The organism is Bacillus sp. FSL W8-0223, assembly GCF_038006805.1.
GTDB classification, from domain to species: domain Bacteria; phylum Bacillota; class Bacilli; order Bacillales; family DSM-4216; genus Bacillus_O; species Bacillus_O smithii.
Window position 1 is genome coordinate 2,748,672 of the sequence record NZ_JBBOVX010000001.1, and the last position, 20,557, is coordinate 2,769,228.

The window sequence follows — 20,557 nt, forward strand, 5'->3', positions numbered from 1 at the left end:
AGCGCTTTCGGACTCTCATCCCTTGCCATGACAGACGAATATGTATACCTTTTTTTACCATCCCTTGAATTCAGACAGGGCATGATAGATCGGAGTCCCGGACGATTGCTGTAAATATGGCACGTTATTCCGCGTTACCTCTGGAAGAAGACGGCGGATGCGTTGTTTCGCCTTGTTCACGATCGTCTGTTTGGTAGATGCCGTTTCCTCCGCCGGATGCGACGATTCTTCTCCTAAACGATGTCCGAAAAGACGAATCCCATCCATCCGGGCAATCATTGCCTTGAAAAACGCCCTGAGTCCCTTGTCTGTCCAACTGCGGCGGTATTTCACCCGATACGCCAGCTGGCTCATCACGCTTTCAGCCCTCCCCATCGGATACATGCCCGTTGTGTCCACTCCTTGCTCCTTCAGCCATTCCCGGTAATCACGGATGCATCCCGGCATCGATTCGATCCGGTGGATCAAGGCAGCCAGCTGTTGTTCTTTCGCTTCGTCCCCCAGCGTGCCGAGGGCGCTGTTCAGTTCCACAAGCAGCTTCTCTTCATCCTGCTTCGCCAGCTTTTGCCGAATCGCCTGCCACCGTGGATGGCCCGAGAGGCATTGGCGCAACTCACGCGCCACGTGGAATCGATCCAATTGGAAGCAGACCCGTCCTTTGAAATACTCCCGGCACGCGGTAATCCATGGAGCGCCGTCCCCGTTGATGACAAGAAGATCCCGACACGGATCATAGGCATATTCGTTCATCAAAAATTCCTCGAAGCCTTCCCACACCTCCCCCTTGCCTTCATGGACGTAATGGCGCTGATTCACGAATTCGATCCGTGAGCCGTTACGCTTCCATCCTTCGTGAACGGTCAGGATTTTGTCTTCCTTGGCCCGTTTTCCCTTCCCTTGGAGAGAGACAAACAGTCCATCGGCCTCCACAAACAGCACCCGTCCATATCGCTGGTCAACCGGGCAGTGCAGCGGAACTTCAGCCTCGAGCACCAACTGGCGGATCGTCTCATGGCTCATCACCGGATACCCGACCATCTGGGCAAGCGTATGAGCCGCTTTGCGATAGGAAGAGCACTCCACAGCCAATCCCATCGCCGTTTCTTCTAGACAAGGGCTGATTGACTGCGATCCATCAAACGCTAAAAAGGAATCAAGCAAAAACGTGTAACGGTTTTGTTCTCGGTCTAAATAGTAGTTTCGCTCAAAGGTAACTTCGCCAAACAAGGTTTGAATCGTGGTGCGTCGTTTGTCTTTCAAGTGGTACCGGCGCTTGTCCCGGGTTTCCGCCAATTGTCGGTCGATGTCCTCCAACAGAGCCGTAAACAGCTCGGTGAAGGCGTTTTGCAAGGCTCGAAACAAATCAAGTTCGATCTCTTTCCATGTCAACGAATTTGTGGTAAGATGTTGTTGAATATTCATGGGACTCTCTCCTCCTGTTTGATGGTGTGAACAATGATCATCTTACCAGGGAGAGAGTCCTTTTTTCATGTTTCCTGCTTGGGATCCTACCGCGCTTTGCTTGGTGGCCCCGATGAGGGGGATTGCGAACCTACGTTCCCAACCCCCTCATCGGGGAATTCTAAGAATTTCTCCCACAAACATTTTACTCACACTGAGATACCCAAAGAAACCTATCAAATCAAGGATTATTCATAAATTTTTCACTGCGAAAGTTGAGTTTTCTAATTTTATTTTTTATTCAATACTTTTTCAAACAATGCTTTGTTTTAGCGAACACTGGCTGTATACAATAAATATCTTATTGAAAAGAAGGAAGAACGTTCGGGATTGAAAAAATATTTTCGCGACCAAATGGAGGTGTATAAGAATACGAGCATATTGAAAACAAAAAAGGGATTGTTTCAAAATGACATAGGTGCTTTCCGCGGCCGATCCGCAAACCTCCTCGCTCGTCTCTCGCTGCGGGGTCCGCCTGGCTCCCTTTTCCCGCAGGAGTCTCGCCGGTTTCAAGATCATCACCTAAAATTTCACGTAGTCCGGTGCAAAAAATCGTCCTTTCATTATCATGTAATCGCCAAGCTGACATTGAATGAAGTGATTCTTTCAAGTCACTTTTCAGCTGCTTTGATTAAATACAACATGGGACCGACTAAGGCAACGATCGAATTAGGGTCAATTGCCATCGCCCATAACTTTTTGATACAAAGAAACCCCGACAAGATACATTGTTTTATCTCGTCGAGGTTTCTTGTTTAAAAGGAGCTTTTAGGACAGCCCCTGCTTGCGAATTTCATTTACAATATGGCGAATTTCAGGTAAGATCAATTTTTCCATCGCCAGCTTCACCGCCCCGGTCGATCCAGGCATGGAGAAAATAGCGACACCGCCGGATACACCTGCTGCTGCTCTCGATAAAATAGCCGCAGAACCGATGTCCTCTGTGTAGCTGAGCATTCGAAACAATTCTCCAAAACCTGCCAATTCCTTTTCAAATAGCGGCTTAACGGTTTCAATTGTTACGTCTCTCTTTGAAATACCGGTACCTCCATTTAAAAGAATACAATCCGCTATTTTTTTGCGAATAATTTCCGTTACAAGACGGCGAATGGATAGACTGTCATCTTTGACGATTTCATATTGAACCACTTCATGATGATGTTCCAGCAATAGTTTTTGAATAAGCGCTCCGCTTTTGTCGTTTTCTTGAGTCCGAGTATCGCTGACGGTAATGACAGCAGCCTTCACATGTTGAGGCCCTCCCTTTTTATGGTCTGACGCACTCATTTCATATCTCCTTTCTTATCCAACAACAAGCGGTATTGGTAGTACTTCTCTGCATACTCCGTTACTTTTTTTGTGAATTGATAATTGAAATTGGCACCGATGGCCATCCGGATGAGAGGAAATTTGTCATTTTGCTTCTTTTTAAACATGTTGATGGCCATCAGCTTCATCAGCTGTTTCACGATTTCATTCAACCACAGGGGGTCCGCAAGTTGTTCAGAATCATCGTAAAAATAAACATCTTGTTTGTTTTCCAGATCTTCCAATAATTTTTTCCATCCGTAAATTTGAACCTGTTTCGGCAACACTGCTGCATGGAAGACTTTTAAGGAGATCATCGTTTCATAAGGAGATTGAACATCGAATCCGTAAGTCATAGCCGTTAGTTGAACAGCCCGAACATTAATGGCAATAAGAATGGGAAAATCGGAAACGGCCGACAAAAAGCCGCCTTTTCCGGTCATTCCTCCTTGAATAAACGAATACAAACGGTGCCGAGCCGAATGTTGTCTGTTTAAATAATGGAGCTGATCAATCGTCAATTTCCGCAAATCCGGAATATCCACGACGGAATCATCAAAAGCGCGAGCTGAAACGAGGATTCTTTCCCGAGCTTCTTCTTGAATTTGCGATCCTTGAAGCAGCGATTGAACTTGAAACATCCATTGATCCAGTTTGGTTAAAAACGCTTCCTGCCACTCCTCAGGAAAAGAGGCAAAGGTACGTTCAAGCCATTTTATGTACGTTGTTTGGAGGTCATTTCCTTCATATTCCAATAATGTTTGTTCCCATTTCAGAATTTCTTCCCAAACGGCTTCGTCTCGCTCGGTCCAATTCATCATTATTCGCACAGGGGACTCCAACTTTATGCATCCAAGAAGATGATGAAAGAAAAACATGTCCAAAACGAAATGATTTTCATTCATCATCTTTTTTCCCTAGACACATGGACAATGTAAACCACCGTATACCGTCCGGCGATGGTATACCCCATTGTCCCAACACACGCTAGCCATTGAACCCCTATGCTCCCTCCTTTCGAATTTTTATAGGAGCGCTAAATGCTGATGTTGGCCTTAAACAGGCAAATGTCAGTCTTGAAACAAAACATGGTAAAAGTTTGATCTTAACATGATTCTATTGCAGCCAATAAGGGGGGATTTGAACGGCATCGCTTCTGCAAGCCCTCTCCTTCTGAACGAAATCAGCTTATTATTGACCGCGTTTTTTCTCTAAAAACCAGCTTTCAATTTTCGCGATCATTCCTTCCATCGCTTTTTTATTGGTCAAAGATGGCAAGTCTGCTAATAACACTTGTTCAGGTGCTTTTACATCTTCGCTTTTCTTCTGCAAAATCAAAATGCTTTTGGCCGCATTTTTATTTTTAAAAACGGAAAGAGGGAGCTGTATCACTGCCTGTATATATACTTCATCTTTCAAAAAGCCTCTCAATTGATCAGCCTGAGGCGATTCAAAAAGAAAATTTGGAATCAAAAAAAACAAAAATCCGGCGGGTTTTGTATAGCGGATACTTTGCTCGATAAAAAGATGGTGAGCATAGGAATGGCCTTCCTTCGCTTTTAACCGATAATTTTGGGCTTGATCGTCATTTGGATAATAGCCGACAGGCAAATCGCACACCACTGCATCTGCCAAATCAACGAAAAGCGGTTCCAAAGCGTCCTGATTATAAAATTGAATCGGATGCTTTAACAGATTGGCCCCTGCATAGGCAAGCTTTATTAATAAATCATCTACATCAATTCCGGTTGCATGGATGTTTTGATCAGATTGCTGATTCAAGATGGTCGTCAGCAAATTTCCGGTTCCGACCGCAGGATCCAAAAGACTGTATTGATCGTAGTCTGCCATAAATTTTTGCATGAGATAACTGACAAACAAACCAATGGAGTCCGGCGTCATTTGGTGATTTGGCTGAATGTTTTTTTTCATTCCTTTTAGGATGGCCAGTTGATAAGCTTTTCGAATATGTTCTTTTGGCATCGAATCTAATGAAATACGATCGTATTGCGTTTGAAGCTCCTTTTTTGTCTTTTCGCTGATTTCTTCTTGCAGCACCATACCTTGAAACAAGTTGTCGGCACTTTCCGCAAGAGCTTCCAGATAGGTGCAAGAAAGAGCCTTTTGCAGCATGTCCGTTGTTTGATCTAAAACATAGAATAACGATTCCATGGAAGATGTTGTATTGGTACTCACCGACATACCTCCTTTATCTCTCATTAAAATACAGAGCCCATTCAATAAAAAACCGAACAGAGATCGCATCCCTATTCGGCATGTTTTTTCCGTTTCTTCCTGATTAGCGTCCGTAAAAGCTGCATTCCGTTTCGGACGATCGGCAAAATTTCAACTGTTTGCTCACAAAAGCATGATACCTTTTCACAGGCCATCATGTCGTTTTGTTTTTTATGCAATGAACATTGTATGATGAACGTCCTATTTGGGAGATACTCTTTCGCTAAAGACGTTAGCCATTATTTTGCTTCCTTAGCAGCCTGAATGGCAGCTTCGTAATCAGGATGATTGGTTCCTTCGCTCACATATTCAACATAGGTAATTTTATCATTACTGTCAACCACAAAGACAGCCCGTGCTAAGAGACGAAGTTCTTTCATCACGACTCCGTAGGCATTGCCGAAGGAAAGGTCGCGGTGGTCGGAAAGCGTAATCACATCTTCCAATCCACTTGAAGCACACCAACGTTTTTGGGCAAATGGCAGATCCGCTGATATCGTTAAAACTTTCACTCCATCCAATTTGGCTGCTTCTTCATTAAAACGGCGGGTTTGAGCATCGCATACTCCCGTATCCAAAGATGGAACAGAGCTTAAAATCCGCACGCTTCCTTTATAGTCGGATAATTTGACTTCTGACAAATCATTGGCAAGTACGGTAAAGTCCGGCGCTTGATCTCCTACTTTTACTTCATTTCCTAAAAGAGTAACGGGATTTCCCTTAAATGTAATTTTCGCCATATCTTTTCCTCCTATTTAAGGTCTACAACTTCATCATAAAGAAATTCGGCAAAGAAATGCAAATTTCCTGTTTTTTATCCCCTATTTTTCGAACAGGGCTGCCTTATATAGGAAGATGGATTTCATTCATTTTATAAGATGAGGCAGGCCTCATCACAAAAAAGGCAGCTTCCACGTAGAAAGCTCCCCTTTGTTCCTTTAAATATTAAAGTCCAAATTTTGTGATTGCTGTCCATTATTTTGACCGTTGTTTTGACTATTCGTTTGGCTGTTGTTTTGGTTTGCGCTTCCCCCATCTTTGTTTTTAAACATCCCTTGGATTTTCTCCATTGCATTGGGCGCTACATCCAAAATCCGCTCCATTAAATGGGTGTTTTCATCTACATGAAGCATCTTGTAGCCTTGGGAGTTGACGATTAAAAAAGCGATGGGTGTGATGGAAACACCGCCGCCGCTTCCCCCTCCAAAAGGAAGGCTCTCTTCTTGGCTGTTTTGCTCATTTTGATCCAGTTTGAATTCACTTCCTCCTGCCGCAAAACCAAATCCAACTTTTGAAACTGTCAATATGACACTGCCGTCCGGTGTTTCAACAGGATCTCCGATAATGGTATTCACGTCAATCATTTCTTTTAAATTTTCCATAGCTGTTGTCATTAAACCTTTAATCGGATGTTCCGACATGGGAATCCAACCTCCTGTTAGATAGAATGATGTTTATTGTTTGCGAAAGAAGACTCACGTTCTGATGGTTTTCCCTTCCAAAAACGGACTATTTTCAATCCGGCAATAATAGCATATCCTATTCGAAAATGAAGCATACACTCAAGTCGTGTCTTTGTGTAAGGAGATTGAAAAGTAGGAACAACATTTAATCTCGGCATCGTCTTTAATCGTATCCACTTACTCAATAAACCGATGAATTCACCTTTGGCTGCCCATAGTGTTCCCGTTAACATGCCGGTCCATGCAGCGTTTTTTACACCGATAGCCGATTCCCACATCAATGAATCAACTGATATATGACGGCAAAAGTGTTTCATAATCTCCTGGAGATCCTTTACTTTTTTTAAAAATTCTCTTCCCTTATGTATCATTTGTACCAGTTCTTCAGGAGTCAAGTTGTTTCGGGAGTGGTACTTCGTCCTTTTTTGATTTTCAGAAGAGACGTTGGTTTCATATTGTAAATTCCATTCATTATTTTCGGGGTTTTTTACCAACTTTAAAAACGGCACTTTAATCGTATATCTTATAAGGCCAAACCAAATCTTGAATTGGATCTGAACGTAGTCATTTTCTTTCTCATGGCAAAAAACGATGTTGATATGAAGCACCGTTGCCGAAATAACGACGATCAATACGACGATCGAGATCAGTATTGTCATGACAATTGCCATACTGCAGCCCCCTTGCCTTTCCACCATTATCGACAAAACCCCAAAAAAATAAACCTGCTTTATGAAGCAGGTTTTAAAGCTTCCACCGTTTTCTCATGAATAACGGCTGTATCAGCGAAATAATCGTGCAATCCTTGTTTTTTCGGCATAAAAGCAACCATTAAATACAGAATGACAATAGTGGTTACAATAAAGCGCCCGATCAATTCCCGAAACAAAACAACAGTCCAAGTTAAACGTTCTTCTGTCAGCGGGACGACTTTTAAGCCAAATACCATTTTTCCAATCGTTTGTCCGGTGAATTTCGTGAATAGAAGAAAATAGCCGTAAAAGAGAACGGCACTCGCCACATGGATGGGGGCAAACAGTTCATGGGCAAAAACGGGTAGATCAAGCCAGCGGAAAACCGGCAAAATCAATATCCGTTTAAGACTTCCAATCACGATTAAGTCAAGTAAATACGCCCAAAAACGCATCCAAAAGCCAGCATAGTGAGGGCCGTACAAAAAAGACTTTGCGCCCTCATGATATCCGTCATCCGCCTCTTTTTTCGTTTCAGCGGCTATTGGCTTTTCTAATTCAGGATCGTGCCTTGATTCATTCATAACGATCCCTCCTCAGAATATAAATACATGAGCCGCGGAGACTGTGAGTGAGTCAAAAGATTCATCAGCACGTTCCATTCGCCGTCCTTTTGAAACATTTTTTGCGCGCTGGCTGCAAAAAAGGAAGAAAGCCCGCTGTTCGTTTCATAACGAAATACTTCGGCACCGCTCAAATGTTTATCTTTTTTCAATTGTTTGATTGTATCATCCAAATAACCGAATTCATCAATTAAGTGAAGCTGCTTCGCCTGCCTGCCATCGTACACACGACCGTCAGCGATTTTTCTGACTTGTTCTTCCGGAATATGCCGCCCCTCTGAAATCACTTTTACAAATTGTTGATAAGAGTTGTTAATCATCGTTTGCAAAATTTGTTTCTCTTTCTCTGTCATCGGGCGGGTAGAACTGCCGATATCCTTGAAAGGACCGCTTTTAACAGTCACAAAATCCACACCGAACTTTTGCGCCAATTTGGAGTAATTCACAGTGTTCATAATCACTCCTAAAGAGCCCGTTAAAGTTTCAGGACTGGCAAAAATTTTATCTCCGGCAGTTGAAATATAATAGCCACCTGAAGCCGCCGTCGGGCCCATAGAAACATAAATCGGTTTTTTTGCCTTTTGCTTAATCTCCATTAATTTATCATGGATTTCTGCACTTTCGGCCACCCCGCCGCCCGGGGAATTGACTCTCAATATAATCGCTTTGATGCTCTTATCATGCTCCACTTTATCAAGCATTTTCATAAAATTTTCGTGGTTGTATCCCGTCTCAAAAAATGAGGCAGTCGAACCCGTATCTTGAATCACGCCATTTACTTCCAAAACCGCAATTTTCTTCAATGTGTTTCCTTTCTCGATGACATCTTCATTGAAATTTCCATCTTGGTTTGTCAGTCCTTCAAAAAGGTTTTCAACGTCTGCAGTCAGCGTGATGCTGGCTAAATTGACAATGACAGAAACTGCGAACAATATAGCCGCAATAGCCAAAGCTATTATTCTTTTCCTATTCATCCATCCTGTCCTCCAATTCTAAAATAAAGAAATTCCATTCCTGTCAATTATTGTAGCAAACCACTTGAACCTACCAAAAGCCTTTTTTGCTTTTTCGCCCCATACAGCCTTTCGTCCATTTCACTGAATTTGCCAACACATAAATCTGAGTTTACGGATTTTATGAAGCTTTTATGCATCGTTTCATTTAAAATAGTACACATCAGGGAATAATTAGAATAGAAAGAAGGAATCACAATGGATCATCAGTCCTCAAAATTGTGGACAAAACAATTTATCGTCATCTTATTAATGGCATTTCTCTTTTTTATTTGCCTCCAAATGCTGACAGCAGGCTATCCCGCCTTCATTTCGGATATTAAACATAACCCTGCACAAGGAGGCTTGATGACCACTGCCTTTATGGCAGCGGCGATTGTAACACGCCCGTTTATCGGAATACTGATGCATAAACTGAATGTGAAGCGGATGGCGATTTTTTCGCTCATCTTCGTCCTGTTGGCAATCGCATTAAGCTATAAATTGGAATCCGTTCCGATCCTTCTCCTTTTGAGAGTTTTCCATGGCATCGGTTTTGGAATCATCACAACTCTGTTGTCCACCATGGCAACCAATATTATTCCGAATCATCGTCTTGGAGAAGGGATTGGCTACTACGGGCTTTCCACCAGCCTAGGAACAAGTTTGGGACCTATGCTGGCATTGTCATTGATGGCAGCCTTCTCATTTCATGTTCTTATCTTTTTATCTGTGTTGTTTACAGCCATTATTCTCATTCTCAGCTTTTCAATCAAAAGCTCTTCAAAGACGGACGGCAAACCGACAAATAGCCAAGCACAGTCACTTATTCAATATGCTTTCGACAAACAAGCCCTTTTGCCTTGTTTATTAATTGTTTGTTACTTTATTTCTCTTGGCGGTGTCGTGAGTTTCATGAATGAATTAGGAAAAGAAGCGAATCTGGGTGGAACGGTTTCTCTTTTCTTTCTGACCAATGCCATCGTTATGACTGTGATACGTCCCATTTCGGGCCGCCTGTATGATCATTTTGGACATAAAGTACTTATTTATCCTGCCGCAATGGCAGGCATTATCGGTCTAATGTTATTATATTTCACTTATAATACGGCGACCTTATTAATAGCAGGTTTCTTTTACGGCCTTGGATATGGAGTTATTCAGCCTTCCCTCCAAGCACTGGCTGTAAGCAGAGTGGCGCAAGACAAAAAAGGGACTGCCAACGCCATGTTCTTCTCTTCCATGGATCTTGGTATAGCGATTGGCTCCTCCGGATTAGGGGTTGTGGCCAACTCAACCGGATACCACACCATGTATGCATATAGTGTTCTTCCTATACTTTTGTTAATCATGATATATACATTTACTTTTGTCATAAACAAACATAAGGATAAAACCATCAAAAAAGCTTCCTGAACGATAAAGCCAATTTCACAACGTAATCAAAGAGCGCTGAAAAAATTCCTATCGCTGTTTGAACCATATTGGTTAAAAATTCTTCTTAGACCTTTTATCGAGTAGGAGGGAGCGATTAACTCCCGTCCTCTCACACCACCGTACGTACGGTTCCGTATACGGCGGTTCAATTAAGATAATTGACGCAAGTCTTTATAACTTCCGTGAATAGCTGTTCTCTTTATGCCAGTGGTCACTCCACCCTCCAAGAGGTCTCCCACGGGATTCACCGCTTCCTCCCTCAAGTGAGGTACTACGTTTTCTGTGTTCATCATGACTCACTGAATACCAAGGGCTATTCTCTCTTAATTGTTCGGTCCTTCTTAGTTGTTCTAGACCAACTAATACTATGACCTCTGCTGACTTCTGACGGTTCAGCTACTTATCACTAAGTAGGTTATGAAGAGTACTTCACATATCCGCCAGACCTCCCCGGGTAAGTACATGCACTTTCACACCATCTATCCGCCTCATTTACTCGATATGACCTTCGACAGAAAGAGCTTTGTTTTGTTATGCAAACTCACTCAATCATACCTAGCCTTATATGAGGTTCGTGTTCCTCGGACCGGTGTTTTGCCTCCAGCTTCCTTCAGATTCCGCGTCACCACGGACACCCTTGCTCTTGGCTAACCTCTACTTCTGTCTTCGGGGTTCGGGACTTACACCCTATAGTTCATGTACATGCCGGGCGCACATAAAAAGGATTGGCCAAGAGTCACCAATCCCTTTTGCGTGATCACTTTTCCAAGAAGAAAAAATTGAATAGAACAAGAGTTGGAATCTTTTCGGTCCATCCTCCTGACTGATCATACCTTCTCATGATGTTCCTTTGTTCCGTTCTTTTTAAAAAAGTTCTTTCGACATAGTCGAAAGAACTTTTGGATTTTATACGAAAATGTAGACTTCCCTATTTAATACTTAGATGAATGTCAAAAAAGAAGAGCCAAGGCTCTCCTTCATTGATTTTCTAGTTTTCAACAGGAATCTCACTTTTTCTTTTTGGATTCTTTCCATTTCTATGAAAGAAGCGAATTTGTGATAATGAAAAAACAAAAAGCGCCGCCCATATGAATGTAAAGGAAATGAATTTGATCGTCGAAAATGGTTCATGATAAATAAAAATCCCTATCAACAGAGACATTGTGGGCGTAACGTATTGCAAAAATCCAATCATATATAAAGGAATCCGCTGAGCACCTTTGGCAAAATACAAAAGAGGAACTGCCGTGACAATTCCACCGCCAATAAGCAAAAGATCGGTCGCCACACTTTGGTGGAATAGCATCAATTCACCATTGCTATTTAAATACAGTAAAAATAGCAGCGAAAATGGAGTAATCAACAGCGTTTCAAGCGTTAACCCCGTTGCGGATTCGACTTTGACTACTTTTTTGGCCAAACCATACAATCCAAAGGTGACAGCCAACCCAAGGGCCACCCATGGAAATTTTCCATACGAAATCGTAAGGATTAAAACGCCAGTAAGCGCCAAAAGAAAAGATACTACTTGAGCTTTTGACAGTTTTTCTTTTAATATCAAAACGCCTAACAGTACGCTCACAAGCGGGTTAATGTAGTACCCTAAACTTGTTTCAATGATATGATTTTGATTGACGGCCCAAATGTATAAAAACCAATTGGCACTGATCAGCACGGATGCGAAAAATAATGTCAGCCCCATTTTTGGCTGTTGAATAAGCTGCCGGAACGTTTGACGAAACAACGACCATTTCTTTGTGACCAATAGAAAAACAAGCATAAATAGAAAAGACCAAAAAATCCGGTTCGCTAAAATTTCATAAGCGGGAACTTGCTTCAGCAATTTCCAATAAAGAGGGAACAATCCCCATAGCAAGTACGAAAGCCCTGCGTATACAATCCCCAATTTCTCGTCTTTTTTCATCCCTGTCTCCCCCTTCTGTCCAATGATATAATATCGATGTTTATTTTCCCAACTGATAAATTTCCTAACAAGACTTGGGCGAATCAGTTGATTTTCACTAAAAAGCCGTTCACCCGTTTGAATATAGGTCTAGTAAGCAGTATAAACGATCTCATCGTCTATCACCGTCATTACTGCTTTCGTTTTTGAAATCTCCTCTTGAGAAATATGGAATACATCACGATCCACAATGGTAAAATCAGCTTTGTATCCTCTTTGTATCTTGCCTCGATCGTGTTCGTGATGACAAGCAAAAGCACTTCCTTTTGTGTAAAGCGAGATGGCTTCATAGACAGTTAGATTCTCATCCGTACGGCCATCGGCTCTTTCTACGACAGCGCCAATGTGCTTAAAAGGATTCACGTCTTCAATAGGAGCATCCGAGCCGCCGGCACAATGTATCCCTTCTGTTAAGATCGTTTTCCACGGAGATACGTACTGCTGCAGACATTCCGGCAAACGTCCTGTATAGGAAACATCGGAACGAATAAAACCAGGCTGAATATCGAGTATAAGATGGTTTTGTTGTTTTAGTCTTGCGATTAAATCATGTCGCAAAATATTTGCATGAATAATCCTGTCTCTTTTTCCTTTCGCCGATGGATATTGTTCCACTACATCCAATACCCGCTCCACAGCTAAGTCGCCAATGGCATGAACAGCAACCGGCAGCCCCATTTCTCGCGCTTTTTTTACCATTTCGACCAACTGGCCATTAGGATGGATTTCCAAACCGTTCGTTTCCGGATCGTCTTGATATGGCGAACTTAATAAAGCGGTTCGGCTGCCCAAAGAGCCATCAGCAAAAATTTTCATAGCTCCGAATTCCAAAAATGGAGTGCCAAATAAAAAGTCAAATCCCGCTTTCCTCCATACATCTATAACTTCATGATGCACTAATAAATGGGTCCGGAATTTCCGGTTGCTTCGATGAATCACGTGCTCAAAAGCGCGATACGTCCGCCAAAAATCTCCATAATAATTCAAGTCTTCCGTGTGGGCTCCTGTCAATCCATTCTCCCAACAATGTTGAATCCCTGTTTCGAGAATTTTCTTCAAGTCGTCATTTGTATACTCGGGAAGCGTCTGAAACATTCTGTCAATGGCGCGATCTTTTAAGATTCCTGTTAATCGTCCGTCCTCATCCCGTTCGATTTTCCCACCTTCAGGATCAACAGATGTTTCATCAATCCCCGCTTTCTTTAAAGCTGGGGTATTCGCTACAACCGTGTGTCGGCACACCTTTTTTAAAAGAATTGGAATCGTGTCTGAAATTTGATCAAGATCGTCTTTTGTCAATATTTCGCCTGTCGACCAGCGACTTTCATCCCATCCTTCACCGATCAGCCATTCGCCTTCTTTTAGAGAAGAAATTTTTTCTTTGACAGCAGCTAAAACGTCTCTCTTGGATTTCATCTCGGTGAAATCCAGTCGATCGAGTTTTTCTCCCAGACCCAGCAAATGCATATGGCTATCGACAAATCCCGGAAACATTACGGCACCATCCAGTGAAATGGTGCGGTCAAAAGGGGCATGACACAACTCCGCTTCCTTCTTTGAACCGGCAAATAAGATCGTTCCATTTTCTGTCACAACTGCTTCACATGTTTCGTTTTCTTTATTCATCGTAAAAATCTTTCCATTATGCCAAAGGGTTTTCATATCGGATTCCTTCCTTTTGAACAAAATGGAAAACAGGCAGCTTGTGCCGCCTGTTTTTCTTCAAGCTTAGCTCAATGCTTGTAGCTCTTTGTTTCTTAACTCCACCCGTCTGATCTTGCCTGAAGCCGTTTTAGGCAGTTCATCCACAAATTCAATTTTTCTCGGATATTTGTATGGAGCCGTCACTTTTTTCACGTGTTCTTGCAACCGGGGAATTAAGTTAGGATCGTTTTTGTCCACTCCTTCTTTTAAGATGACAAAAGCTTTTACTACATTCCCTCTTACCTCGTCAGGACTCGCCACAACAGCGCATTCTTTGACATACGGATGCTTAACGAGAGCATCTTCCACTTCAAACGGGCCAATGGTATAGCCGGAACTGATAATAATGTCATCGCCGCGACCCTCGAACCAAAAATATCCATCCTCGTCTTTTTTGGCTCTGTCCCCGGTAATATAGTACTCGCCTCGAAAATGCTTAGCCGTTCTTTCCGGATCTTTATAATATTGTTTAAACAAAGCCGGAGTTGACACATGGACGGCAATATCGCCTACTACGCCAGGTGGACAAGGATTCCCGTCGTCATCAATAATTTCCACGTGGTTTCCAGGCGTTGGTTTTCCCATGGATCCCGGACGAATCTCCATGTCCTTCGTCACACCGACGAGAAGAGTGCTCTCCGTTTGTCCATAACCATCGCGGACATAAATTCCAAATTGTTTTTTAAAGATATCAATGACTTTTCTGTTCAAAGGCTCTCCTGCAGAAACAGCACTGTGTAGATGATCAAGACGATAATCGCCCAAATTGTCGACTTTCGCCATTAATCGATACTCAGTCGGTGTACAACATAGCACATTGACTTTATATTTTTCCAAAAGGTGTAAAAATTTCTTCGGATTGAATCGGCCATTATAGACAAGTCCTGTTGCTCCTGACCCAAGAACGGACAAAAATGGGCTCCAAATCCACTTTTGCCAGCCCGGTCCAGCTGTAGCCCATACGATATCGTCTTTTCCAATGCACAGCCAATTAGGAGCTGCCGTTTTTAAATGCGCATAGCCCCATCCATGAGTATGAACAACCCCTTTAGGATTTCCGGTCGTTCCCGAAGTATAAGGCAAAAAGGCCATATCATCACTTCGTGTATCGGCCATTTCCAATGAATCAGACTGTTTTTCCGCTTCTTCTTCTAAAGACAGCCATCCTTCGCGTTTTCCGCCAAATACAAACGGCAGCAATTTTCCCTCTATAAACTTCTCTGTTTTTTCAAATTCCCCGACAAGGGAATGATAAGAAACAACGGCTTTTACATCTCCATGTTCAATACGATAGTTCAAATCTTTCGTTCTTAGCATTTCCGAACAAGGAACCACGACTAATCCCGTCTTTAGAGCAGCCGTATAAATTTCATAAGCTTCAATTAAGCGTGGGGTCATGACTAAAATAATGTCCCCTTTTTTCAAGCCTCGACTCAAAAAGGCATTTCCAATTCGATTGGCGTTTTGAATCAATTGTCTATATGTAATTTCTCTTGTATCTCCATTTTCATTTTCCCATTTGATCGCCACTTTTTTTGGATCGGAAGCATATTTTTCGAATTCCATTACGATATTGTATTTTTCTGGCGCCAACAAATCCTCTCTTTTCATCCAGAGATCCCTCCTTAATCTTGCTAGCTACTCCCGGCTTTCGCCTTTTTAGGAGCGGGGCATAATCATGAGGCCTTTCGCCAGAAGTATTTGGCAGGCTCGCATTCGCCTCGCTTTTTCATGAAGAGCTCCTTTCACGATAAACACTTACGTATAAAAAAAGACCCTTCTAAAGTACCTATCACTGCTTGTCTTTTCACATAGATCCATTATATCAAAATGATCCACACAATTTGAATCAAATTTTCGATCGGGTATTGTAAACTGACTGCAAAGTTTCGAACAGAAAGAAGCAAGGGTTTCCCCTTGCTTCTAAAGTTTGACGCTTCCATTTATTTATGGCTCTTATTGAAAAATCATTTTATCGAAGGAAATAGTATCTTTATCTTGATAAACCGTTTAACTGCTGTTCTGCCATTTGGATTAATCGTTTTGTCATTTCTCCACCGACAGAACCGTTGGCGCGTGCTGTTGCATCCGGCCCAAGCTGCACACCAAATTCTTGCGCGATTTCTGCCTTCATTTGTTCAAGAGCATTTTCTACACCGGGAACTAAAAGCTGGTTAGACCGATTATTTCTAGCCATCCATTTTCACCTCCCTGTATTCATTAAAATGTGCATAATCGGTCCGCTTTATTCCCGATGCAGTTCACAATACGTCAAAATAGGTCTTGAAACTCTTTCGATTCAAACTCTTCGCTGATCAAGAGCGTTTCTGTTTTTTCAACCGCTTCTCTTACATAAGGTTCAAAATCAAAAAAGCTTTCGTAGTGTTCCACCCTTTCCAATTTTGGTTTTGTCTTTGGAGAAGGCGGTGTAAAAATAGTGCAACAATCTTCATAAGGAAGAATGGATATATCATGCGTTCCAATTTTTCGAGAGATTTCAATAATTTCCAGTTTATCCATGGCAATGAGCGGTCTTAGAACGGGTGTACTGGTCACATCATTGATGGCCAGCATACTTTCCATTGTTTGACTGGCTACTTGTCCCAAGCTTTCCCCAGTGACAAGTGCAAGTCCGCCGTTTTTCTTCCGGATTTCATCCGCAATGGTTAACATAAATCTTCTTGTCGAAGTCATCGTGTAATTAGCCGGAACCGTTTCATGGATTTTTTGCTGGATTTCTGTAAACGGAACAATATGAAGTTTAATGGTTCCACCAAAGGATGTTAATTTTTTCGCCAAATCAATGACTTTTTGCTTAGCTCGTTCGCTTGTGTAAGGAGGACTAAAAAAGTGAACAGCCTCTATTTCTACTCCCCGTTTCATCATCATGTAACCTGCAACAGGGCTGTCAATTCCCCCCGACAACAGCAACATTGCTTTTCCGCTTACACCGGCCGGAAGTCCTCCAGCTCCTTTGACCCACTCGCAGGATAAAAATACGCCCTCTTTTCGAACCTCTACTAAAAGTTCAATATCAGGATGCTTCACGTCGACCTTAATTCCGTCTATGTTTTTTAAAATGTGAGCCCCCAAAACAGAGTTCATTTCCTGGGAATCGATTTCAAACGTCTTATCCGAACGTCTTGCATTAATTTTAAACGTATTCCCAGGCGAAAAATTGGCTTTAACGAGCGTAAGCGCTGCTTCTTTGACTTTTTCGATGTTCTTCTCCGTCCGTACTACCGGGCTAAACGATTGAATTCCGAAAACATTCGATAGTTTTTCTTTGATTCTTTCATAGGAAGCCTCATTTAGAAGAAGATACATGCGGTCTCTTCCTGCCTGAATTTGGATATTCCCTTCATTTTTCATGATATCTTTTATATTTTTTTTCAGTTTCGTCACAAAAACATTTCGGTTTCTGCCTTTTGTCGACAGCTCCCCGTATCGAATTAACACGCGATCGTAAATCATGGTCATCTCCTCTTTGTTTTCGTAATCGTAGGCAATAATTCTTTTAACGTCGTGATAAATTCTTTTGCCTCTTCCATTGTGTTTTCATACGATAAACTGATGCGAACGCTGAAATCTGCCTCTTTTTCCGGTACTCCCATAGCCAGTAATGTACGGCTCGGCTGATTTTGCCGCGAAGAACAAGCACTTGTAGTCGACAGAAAGATCCCTTTTGATTCCAGCGCATGAACGAGCACTTCGCCTCGAACACCGGATATGGCAAAATTAATGATATGAGGCGCCCCGGAATCCGGAGAATAAATCGTGACGTCTTCTATAGAGCGCAAACTCTTGAATAAATAACGGCGAATATTTTCCATTTCTTTCAAAGCCGTCTTTTGCTTTTCCATGGTCATTCGCAAAGCTTTTGCCATGGCAACAATCCCACCGGTGTTTTCAGTTCCGCTTCGCACATTTTTTTCTTGGCTTCCTCCTGAAAATAGCGGCGAAATTCGAATGCCTTCTTTTATATAAAGAATGCCGGTTCCTTTTAAACCGTGGAATTTGTGTGCGGAAATAGAACAGAAATCAATGATTCCGTCAGACAGAGGCAAAGGAATTTTCCCCGCTCCTTGAACATGGTCAACATGGAAGAAAATTTTCGGGAAATTTTTCAATATTTTTCCAATTTCTTCGACCGGTTGTATAGACCCAATTTCATTGTTGACATGCATAACGGAAACGAGAATGGTTTCCGGCCGAATCGCTTTTTCCACATCTTCCACTCGAACCATTCCTTTTTTATCCACAGGCAAATAAGTGACTTCAAAGCCAAGATCCTCCAACTGCTTGCATGCATTGTGCACGGAAGGATGCTCAATCGAAGTCGTGATAATATGGTTTCCTCGATGGCGGTATTGCAACGCAGTCCCCTTAATCGCCAAATTATTCGATTCTGTTCCGCCGGAAGTGAAAAACACTTCACTTGGTTTGCAACGAAGCAAAGAAGCAATCTGCTTTCTCGCTTCAGTCAATAATTTTTCCGCTTGTCCTCCAAAAGAATGGAGGGAAGACGGATTCGCATAAAAATTCTCATTTATTTTTAAAAATGACTCCATTACTTCCTTATATGGTTTTGTTGTGGCACTGTTATCGAAGTAAATCATAATTCACACCTTCTCTGTGAATGATTTCTCACACTCAAATACTAATAATAACATAGCCTGAAATAGGGAACAATCAGAAAGAAAGCAGCTTATCATTCTAAAAGACAGAAAAAAAGAAAGCAGACGATTCAAAGTAAGATTCGAACTCTTCCCCACAATCTAAGCCTGTTCTTAAATGGGGAGGCCAAATCCATTTGAATCAGCCGCTTTCTTTAGTCTTTACCATCCATATTCAATAGATCCGATAGTTTTTTCAAAAATTGAGGATCCACTTTTTCCACTGCAGCTGCAGCTTGCTCAAGCGCCTCGCTGAATTCATAATTTCTAAAAGCTTTTTCCGCTTCTATCAGTTTTTCCCGAACGTTCGGATATTGGCTCCGATAACGATTACCATACTGGATGACTTTTTCCGCCAAAAACACCTGTTCAATCAATTCATCTGTTTTTTGATTGAGAACTTCCACCGCTTCCACAGCCAGTTCCAGCTTGTCTTGAACTTGGTTCATGTTCAACGGCTTCATTTGAAGGCACTGAATGACCTCATTGATTCGTTCTGATGCATCCTCCATCAATGATTTATAGGAATCCGGCAAGCCGGGCACATTGCTTTTCGCCACTTTACGATGGGATTCGTGAATCATTCTTCTCAATTCTTTCAATTTATCTCTAGCGGCTAATTCATCTTTTCGCAAGTTCCCTAAAAACTCCACAAATCTCTCCTGCTCTTCTTGAAGCGATTCAATGCTTTTTCGAATCTCCATTAAATCATCGTTCAACAGCGAATAAGCAGACTGTTTGGCAAATATTTTACTGGACACGATTTCATACCGTTTCTCCAACAGAGACAATTCTTTATCTAATTTCTTTGGCACATCAATTTGTTCGTCTACTAAATGATAACTTTCTTGAACAAGTTGGGTTTCTTCTTTCAGTTTTCTGTTGTTTTTTTTCAGTTTTTGCAGTAGCTCAAATGTTTGGTTGTTGTTTTGGATTATGTCATGCTTTGCTTTCACTTCTTTTTCCAACAATTCATACAGAAGGTCAATATTTTCCCTCGTCTCGTTCAACGAATCTTCTACTTCTTGAATTTCGGTTTTCGCGATTAAATCTTTATAAAGATCCAGCTCTTTCCGGATTCTCGCAATTTCTTTATCAAGCTGCAAATGATTAAGAATATACCCTTGCTCTTCCATTTCTTTATATCCTTCTTCAAGCTCATCCAGCTGGGAAGGAAGCAAGCTTGTGCATTCCGGAATCAGCACCGGTATACGCTCCATCTTATGCAGCAAATCCGCCATTTCTTCTTTCAGATTCAATACAAGCTCTCTTGCTTCCAAATAGTTCCCCTCAGCGGTCAGTTCTTCAAATTGATCGAATTGAGAGGACAGACTATCAAGCTTTATTTCCAATATAGGTGCGGTTTTTCCGTATGTATGACGATGAGCAAGCAGTCTTTTTCGAGCGGAACGATATTTTTCTTTTATCTCTTCCATATCTCTGCGGTTCTTTTCTTCACTGCCTACTAGTTCATTCAGCTCTTGCAATAAATTATCAATTTTCTCCTCTGCACTGTCCAAATTTTCTTCAATTTGTCTCATGATTTCTTGTGCTTTTCGAAAACGGTATTTGTCAATGCAACTCTCGGCATCTATCAGCTTTTCATCGATTGCCGGCAACTCCGTCGTAATGATTTCATCCCATGTTTGACGCCACCGTTCAAATAATTCTTCCGTTTGTCCAGTCATATTTAATTTTTTTACTTTTTTCAATTCATCCGCTACAGGTCGATTCATAATTTCGATTTTGCGTTTGTCCAATTGATCTACAACTTGATACTTTTTTCTTTTCATTAAGAAACCTATTGTGACCATTATGATGATCAATAAGAATGTGCCGATGACGAACTCCATCGTAAGCCCCCTGTTCCACATATGCCGTACTTTCTCTAAATAAACCCCGCTTTATTGTCCATAATTTCCCGCCTGTAAAAGAGGGGGACGGACTAATCCAGTTGTGGCTCCCAGGTGCTCGAGGTCAACCCCCATCTTGTTGTGGTGGTT

17 protein-coding genes are annotated in these 20,557 nt (G+C 41.9%); 1 reads left to right on the forward strand and 16 read right to left on the reverse strand.

What is annotated here, in order from left to right; all coding sequences use genetic code 11:
• Positions 1 to 54: 54 nt before the first annotated feature.
• From NST81_RS13250 to sppA, 9 genes are all read right to left on the reverse strand, one after another.
• Positions 55 to 1,422 carry an ISLre2 family transposase gene (locus NST81_RS13250; RefSeq protein WP_003355652.1) on the reverse strand — a complete coding sequence of 456 codons (1,368 nt, stop codon included), beginning with the start codon at positions 1,420 to 1,422 and terminating at the stop codon, positions 55 to 57.
• A gap of 807 nt (positions 1,423 to 2,229) precedes the next feature.
• Positions 2,230 to 2,748, reverse strand: a complete 519-nt coding sequence (locus NST81_RS13255) for a MogA/MoaB family molybdenum cofactor biosynthesis protein (RefSeq protein WP_327824332.1) — start codon at positions 2,746 to 2,748, stop codon at positions 2,230 to 2,232.
• Positions 2,745 to 3,590 (reverse strand): EcsC family protein, encoded by an 846-nt coding sequence (locus NST81_RS13260; protein ID WP_234395503.1) that lies wholly within the window; start codon positions 3,588 to 3,590, stop codon positions 2,745 to 2,747. Before NST81_RS13260 ends, NST81_RS13255 begins: the two co-directional genes overlap by 4 nt.
• Before the next feature lie 370 nt (positions 3,591 to 3,960).
• The gene (locus tag NST81_RS13265) at positions 3,961 to 4,941 is read right to left on the reverse strand and encodes a class I SAM-dependent methyltransferase (protein WP_341030496.1); all 981 of its coding nucleotides are present in this window, start codon (positions 4,939 to 4,941) and stop codon (positions 3,961 to 3,963) included.
• Positions 4,942 to 5,243: 302 nt separating this feature from the next.
• Positions 5,244 to 5,744: a thiol peroxidase gene (tpx, locus tag NST81_RS13270; protein ID WP_048623825.1), complete on the reverse strand. Its 501-nt coding sequence runs from the start codon at positions 5,742 to 5,744 to the stop codon at positions 5,244 to 5,246.
• Positions 5,745 to 5,942: 198 nt separating this feature from the next.
• Positions 5,943 to 6,425, reverse strand: a complete 483-nt coding sequence (ytfJ, locus tag NST81_RS13275; RefSeq protein ID WP_341030058.1) for a GerW family sporulation protein — start codon at positions 6,423 to 6,425, stop codon at positions 5,943 to 5,945.
• Positions 6,426 to 6,442: 17 nt separating this feature from the next.
• Positions 6,443 to 7,138 (reverse strand): DUF2953 domain-containing protein, encoded by a 696-nt coding sequence (locus tag NST81_RS13280; protein ID WP_341030059.1) that lies wholly within the window; start codon positions 7,136 to 7,138, stop codon positions 6,443 to 6,445.
• A 59-nt stretch (positions 7,139 to 7,197) separates the two neighbouring features.
• On the reverse strand, positions 7,198 to 7,743 hold the full coding sequence (locus tag NST81_RS13285) for an RDD family protein (protein ID WP_048623828.1): 546 nt from the start codon (positions 7,741 to 7,743) through the stop codon (positions 7,198 to 7,200).
• Entirely contained in the window at positions 7,740 to 8,756 is a 1,017-nt protein-coding gene (gene sppA, locus NST81_RS13290; RefSeq protein WP_048623829.1) for a signal peptide peptidase SppA, read from the reverse strand. Before sppA ends, NST81_RS13285 begins: the two co-directional genes overlap by 4 nt.
• Before the next feature lie 237 nt (positions 8,757 to 8,993).
• Here sppA and NST81_RS13295 point away from each other — a divergent pair, with 237 nt between their 5' ends.
• A complete protein-coding gene (locus NST81_RS13295; protein ID WP_341030060.1) occupies positions 8,994 to 10,190 on the forward strand; it encodes an MFS transporter in 1,197 nt (398 codons plus the stop codon).
• Between the two features lie 1,009 nt (positions 10,191 to 11,199).
• Here NST81_RS13295 and rarD read toward each other — a convergent pair.
• The 7 genes from rarD to ezrA form a co-directional block, all read right to left on the reverse strand.
• Positions 11,200 to 12,135 (reverse strand): EamA family transporter RarD, encoded by a 936-nt coding sequence (gene rarD / locus NST81_RS13300; RefSeq protein ID WP_327824324.1) that lies wholly within the window; start codon positions 12,133 to 12,135, stop codon positions 11,200 to 11,202.
• A 129-nt stretch (positions 12,136 to 12,264) separates the two neighbouring features.
• Entirely contained in the window at positions 12,265 to 13,836 is a 1,572-nt protein-coding gene (locus NST81_RS13305) for an amidohydrolase (protein WP_341030061.1), read from the reverse strand.
• A gap of 66 nt (positions 13,837 to 13,902) precedes the next feature.
• Complete coding sequence (mbcS, locus tag NST81_RS13310) at positions 13,903 to 15,489, reverse strand: acyl-CoA synthetase MbcS (RefSeq protein ID WP_327824322.1); 1,587 nt, start codon at positions 15,487 to 15,489, stop codon at positions 13,903 to 13,905.
• A 382-nt stretch (positions 15,490 to 15,871) separates the two neighbouring features.
• Positions 15,872 to 16,075, reverse strand: coding sequence for an alpha/beta-type small acid-soluble spore protein (locus NST81_RS13315; protein ID WP_003355662.1), 204 nt, complete (start codon positions 16,073 to 16,075; stop codon positions 15,872 to 15,874).
• A 74-nt stretch (positions 16,076 to 16,149) separates the two neighbouring features.
• The gene (gene thiI / locus NST81_RS13320; RefSeq protein WP_048623834.1) at positions 16,150 to 17,352 is read right to left on the reverse strand and encodes a tRNA uracil 4-sulfurtransferase ThiI; all 1,203 of its coding nucleotides are present in this window, start codon (positions 17,350 to 17,352) and stop codon (positions 16,150 to 16,152) included.
• Positions 17,353 to 17,354: 2 nt separating this feature from the next.
• Entirely contained in the window at positions 17,355 to 18,497 is a 1,143-nt protein-coding gene (locus NST81_RS13325; RefSeq protein WP_341030062.1) for a cysteine desulfurase family protein, read from the reverse strand.
• A 212-nt stretch (positions 18,498 to 18,709) separates the two neighbouring features.
• Positions 18,710 to 20,407, reverse strand: a complete 1,698-nt coding sequence (gene ezrA, locus NST81_RS13330) for a septation ring formation regulator EzrA (RefSeq protein ID WP_341030063.1) — start codon at positions 20,405 to 20,407, stop codon at positions 18,710 to 18,712.
• Positions 20,408 to 20,557 lie beyond the last annotated feature (150 nt).

Bases quoted from the DNA above. Each gene is read 5' to 3' on its own strand.
- NST81_RS13250 (WP_003355652.1), bottom strand. From the start codon at position 1,422: ATGAATATTCAACAACATCTTACCACAAATTCGTTGACATGGAAAGAG.
- NST81_RS13255 (WP_327824332.1), bottom strand. From the start codon at position 2,748: ATGAGTGCGTCAGACCATAAAAAGGGAGGGCCTCAACATGTGAAGGCT.
- NST81_RS13260 (WP_234395503.1), bottom strand. From the start codon at position 3,590: ATGATGAATTGGACCGAGCGAGACGAAGCCGTTTGGGAAGAAATTCTG.
- NST81_RS13265 (WP_341030496.1), bottom strand. From the start codon at position 4,941: ATGGAATCGTTATTCTATGTTTTAGATCAAACAACGGACATGCTGCAA.
- tpx (WP_048623825.1), bottom strand. From the start codon at position 5,744: ATGGCGAAAATTACATTTAAGGGAAATCCCGTTACTCTTTTAGGAAAT.
- ytfJ (WP_341030058.1), bottom strand. From the start codon at position 6,425: ATGTCGGAACATCCGATTAAAGGTTTAATGACAACAGCTATGGAAAAT.
- NST81_RS13280 (WP_341030059.1), bottom strand. From the start codon at position 7,138: ATGGCAATTGTCATGACAATACTGATCTCGATCGTCGTATTGATCGTC.
- NST81_RS13285 (WP_048623828.1), bottom strand. From the start codon at position 7,743: ATGAATGAATCAAGGCACGATCCTGAATTAGAAAAGCCAATAGCCGCT.
- sppA (WP_048623829.1), bottom strand. From the start codon at position 8,756: ATGAATAGGAAAAGAATAATAGCTTTGGCTATTGCGGCTATATTGTTC.
- NST81_RS13295 (WP_341030060.1), top strand. From the start codon at position 8,994: ATGGATCATCAGTCCTCAAAATTGTGGACAAAACAATTTATCGTCATC.
- rarD (WP_327824324.1), bottom strand. From the start codon at position 12,135: ATGAAAAAAGACGAGAAATTGGGGATTGTATACGCAGGGCTTTCGTAC.
- NST81_RS13305 (WP_341030061.1), bottom strand. From the start codon at position 13,836: ATGAAAACCCTTTGGCATAATGGAAAGATTTTTACGATGAATAAAGAA.
- mbcS (WP_327824322.1), bottom strand. From the start codon at position 15,489: ATGAAAAGAGAGGATTTGTTGGCGCCAGAAAAATACAATATCGTAATG.
- NST81_RS13315 (WP_003355662.1), bottom strand. From the start codon at position 16,075: ATGGCTAGAAATAATCGGTCTAACCAGCTTTTAGTTCCCGGTGTAGAA.
- thiI (WP_048623834.1), bottom strand. From the start codon at position 17,352: ATGATTTACGATCGCGTGTTAATTCGATACGGGGAGCTGTCGACAAAA.
- NST81_RS13325 (WP_341030062.1), bottom strand. From the start codon at position 18,497: ATGATTTACTTCGATAACAGTGCCACAACAAAACCATATAAGGAAGTA.
- ezrA (WP_341030063.1), bottom strand. From the start codon at position 20,407: ATGGAGTTCGTCATCGGCACATTCTTATTGATCATCATAATGGTCACA.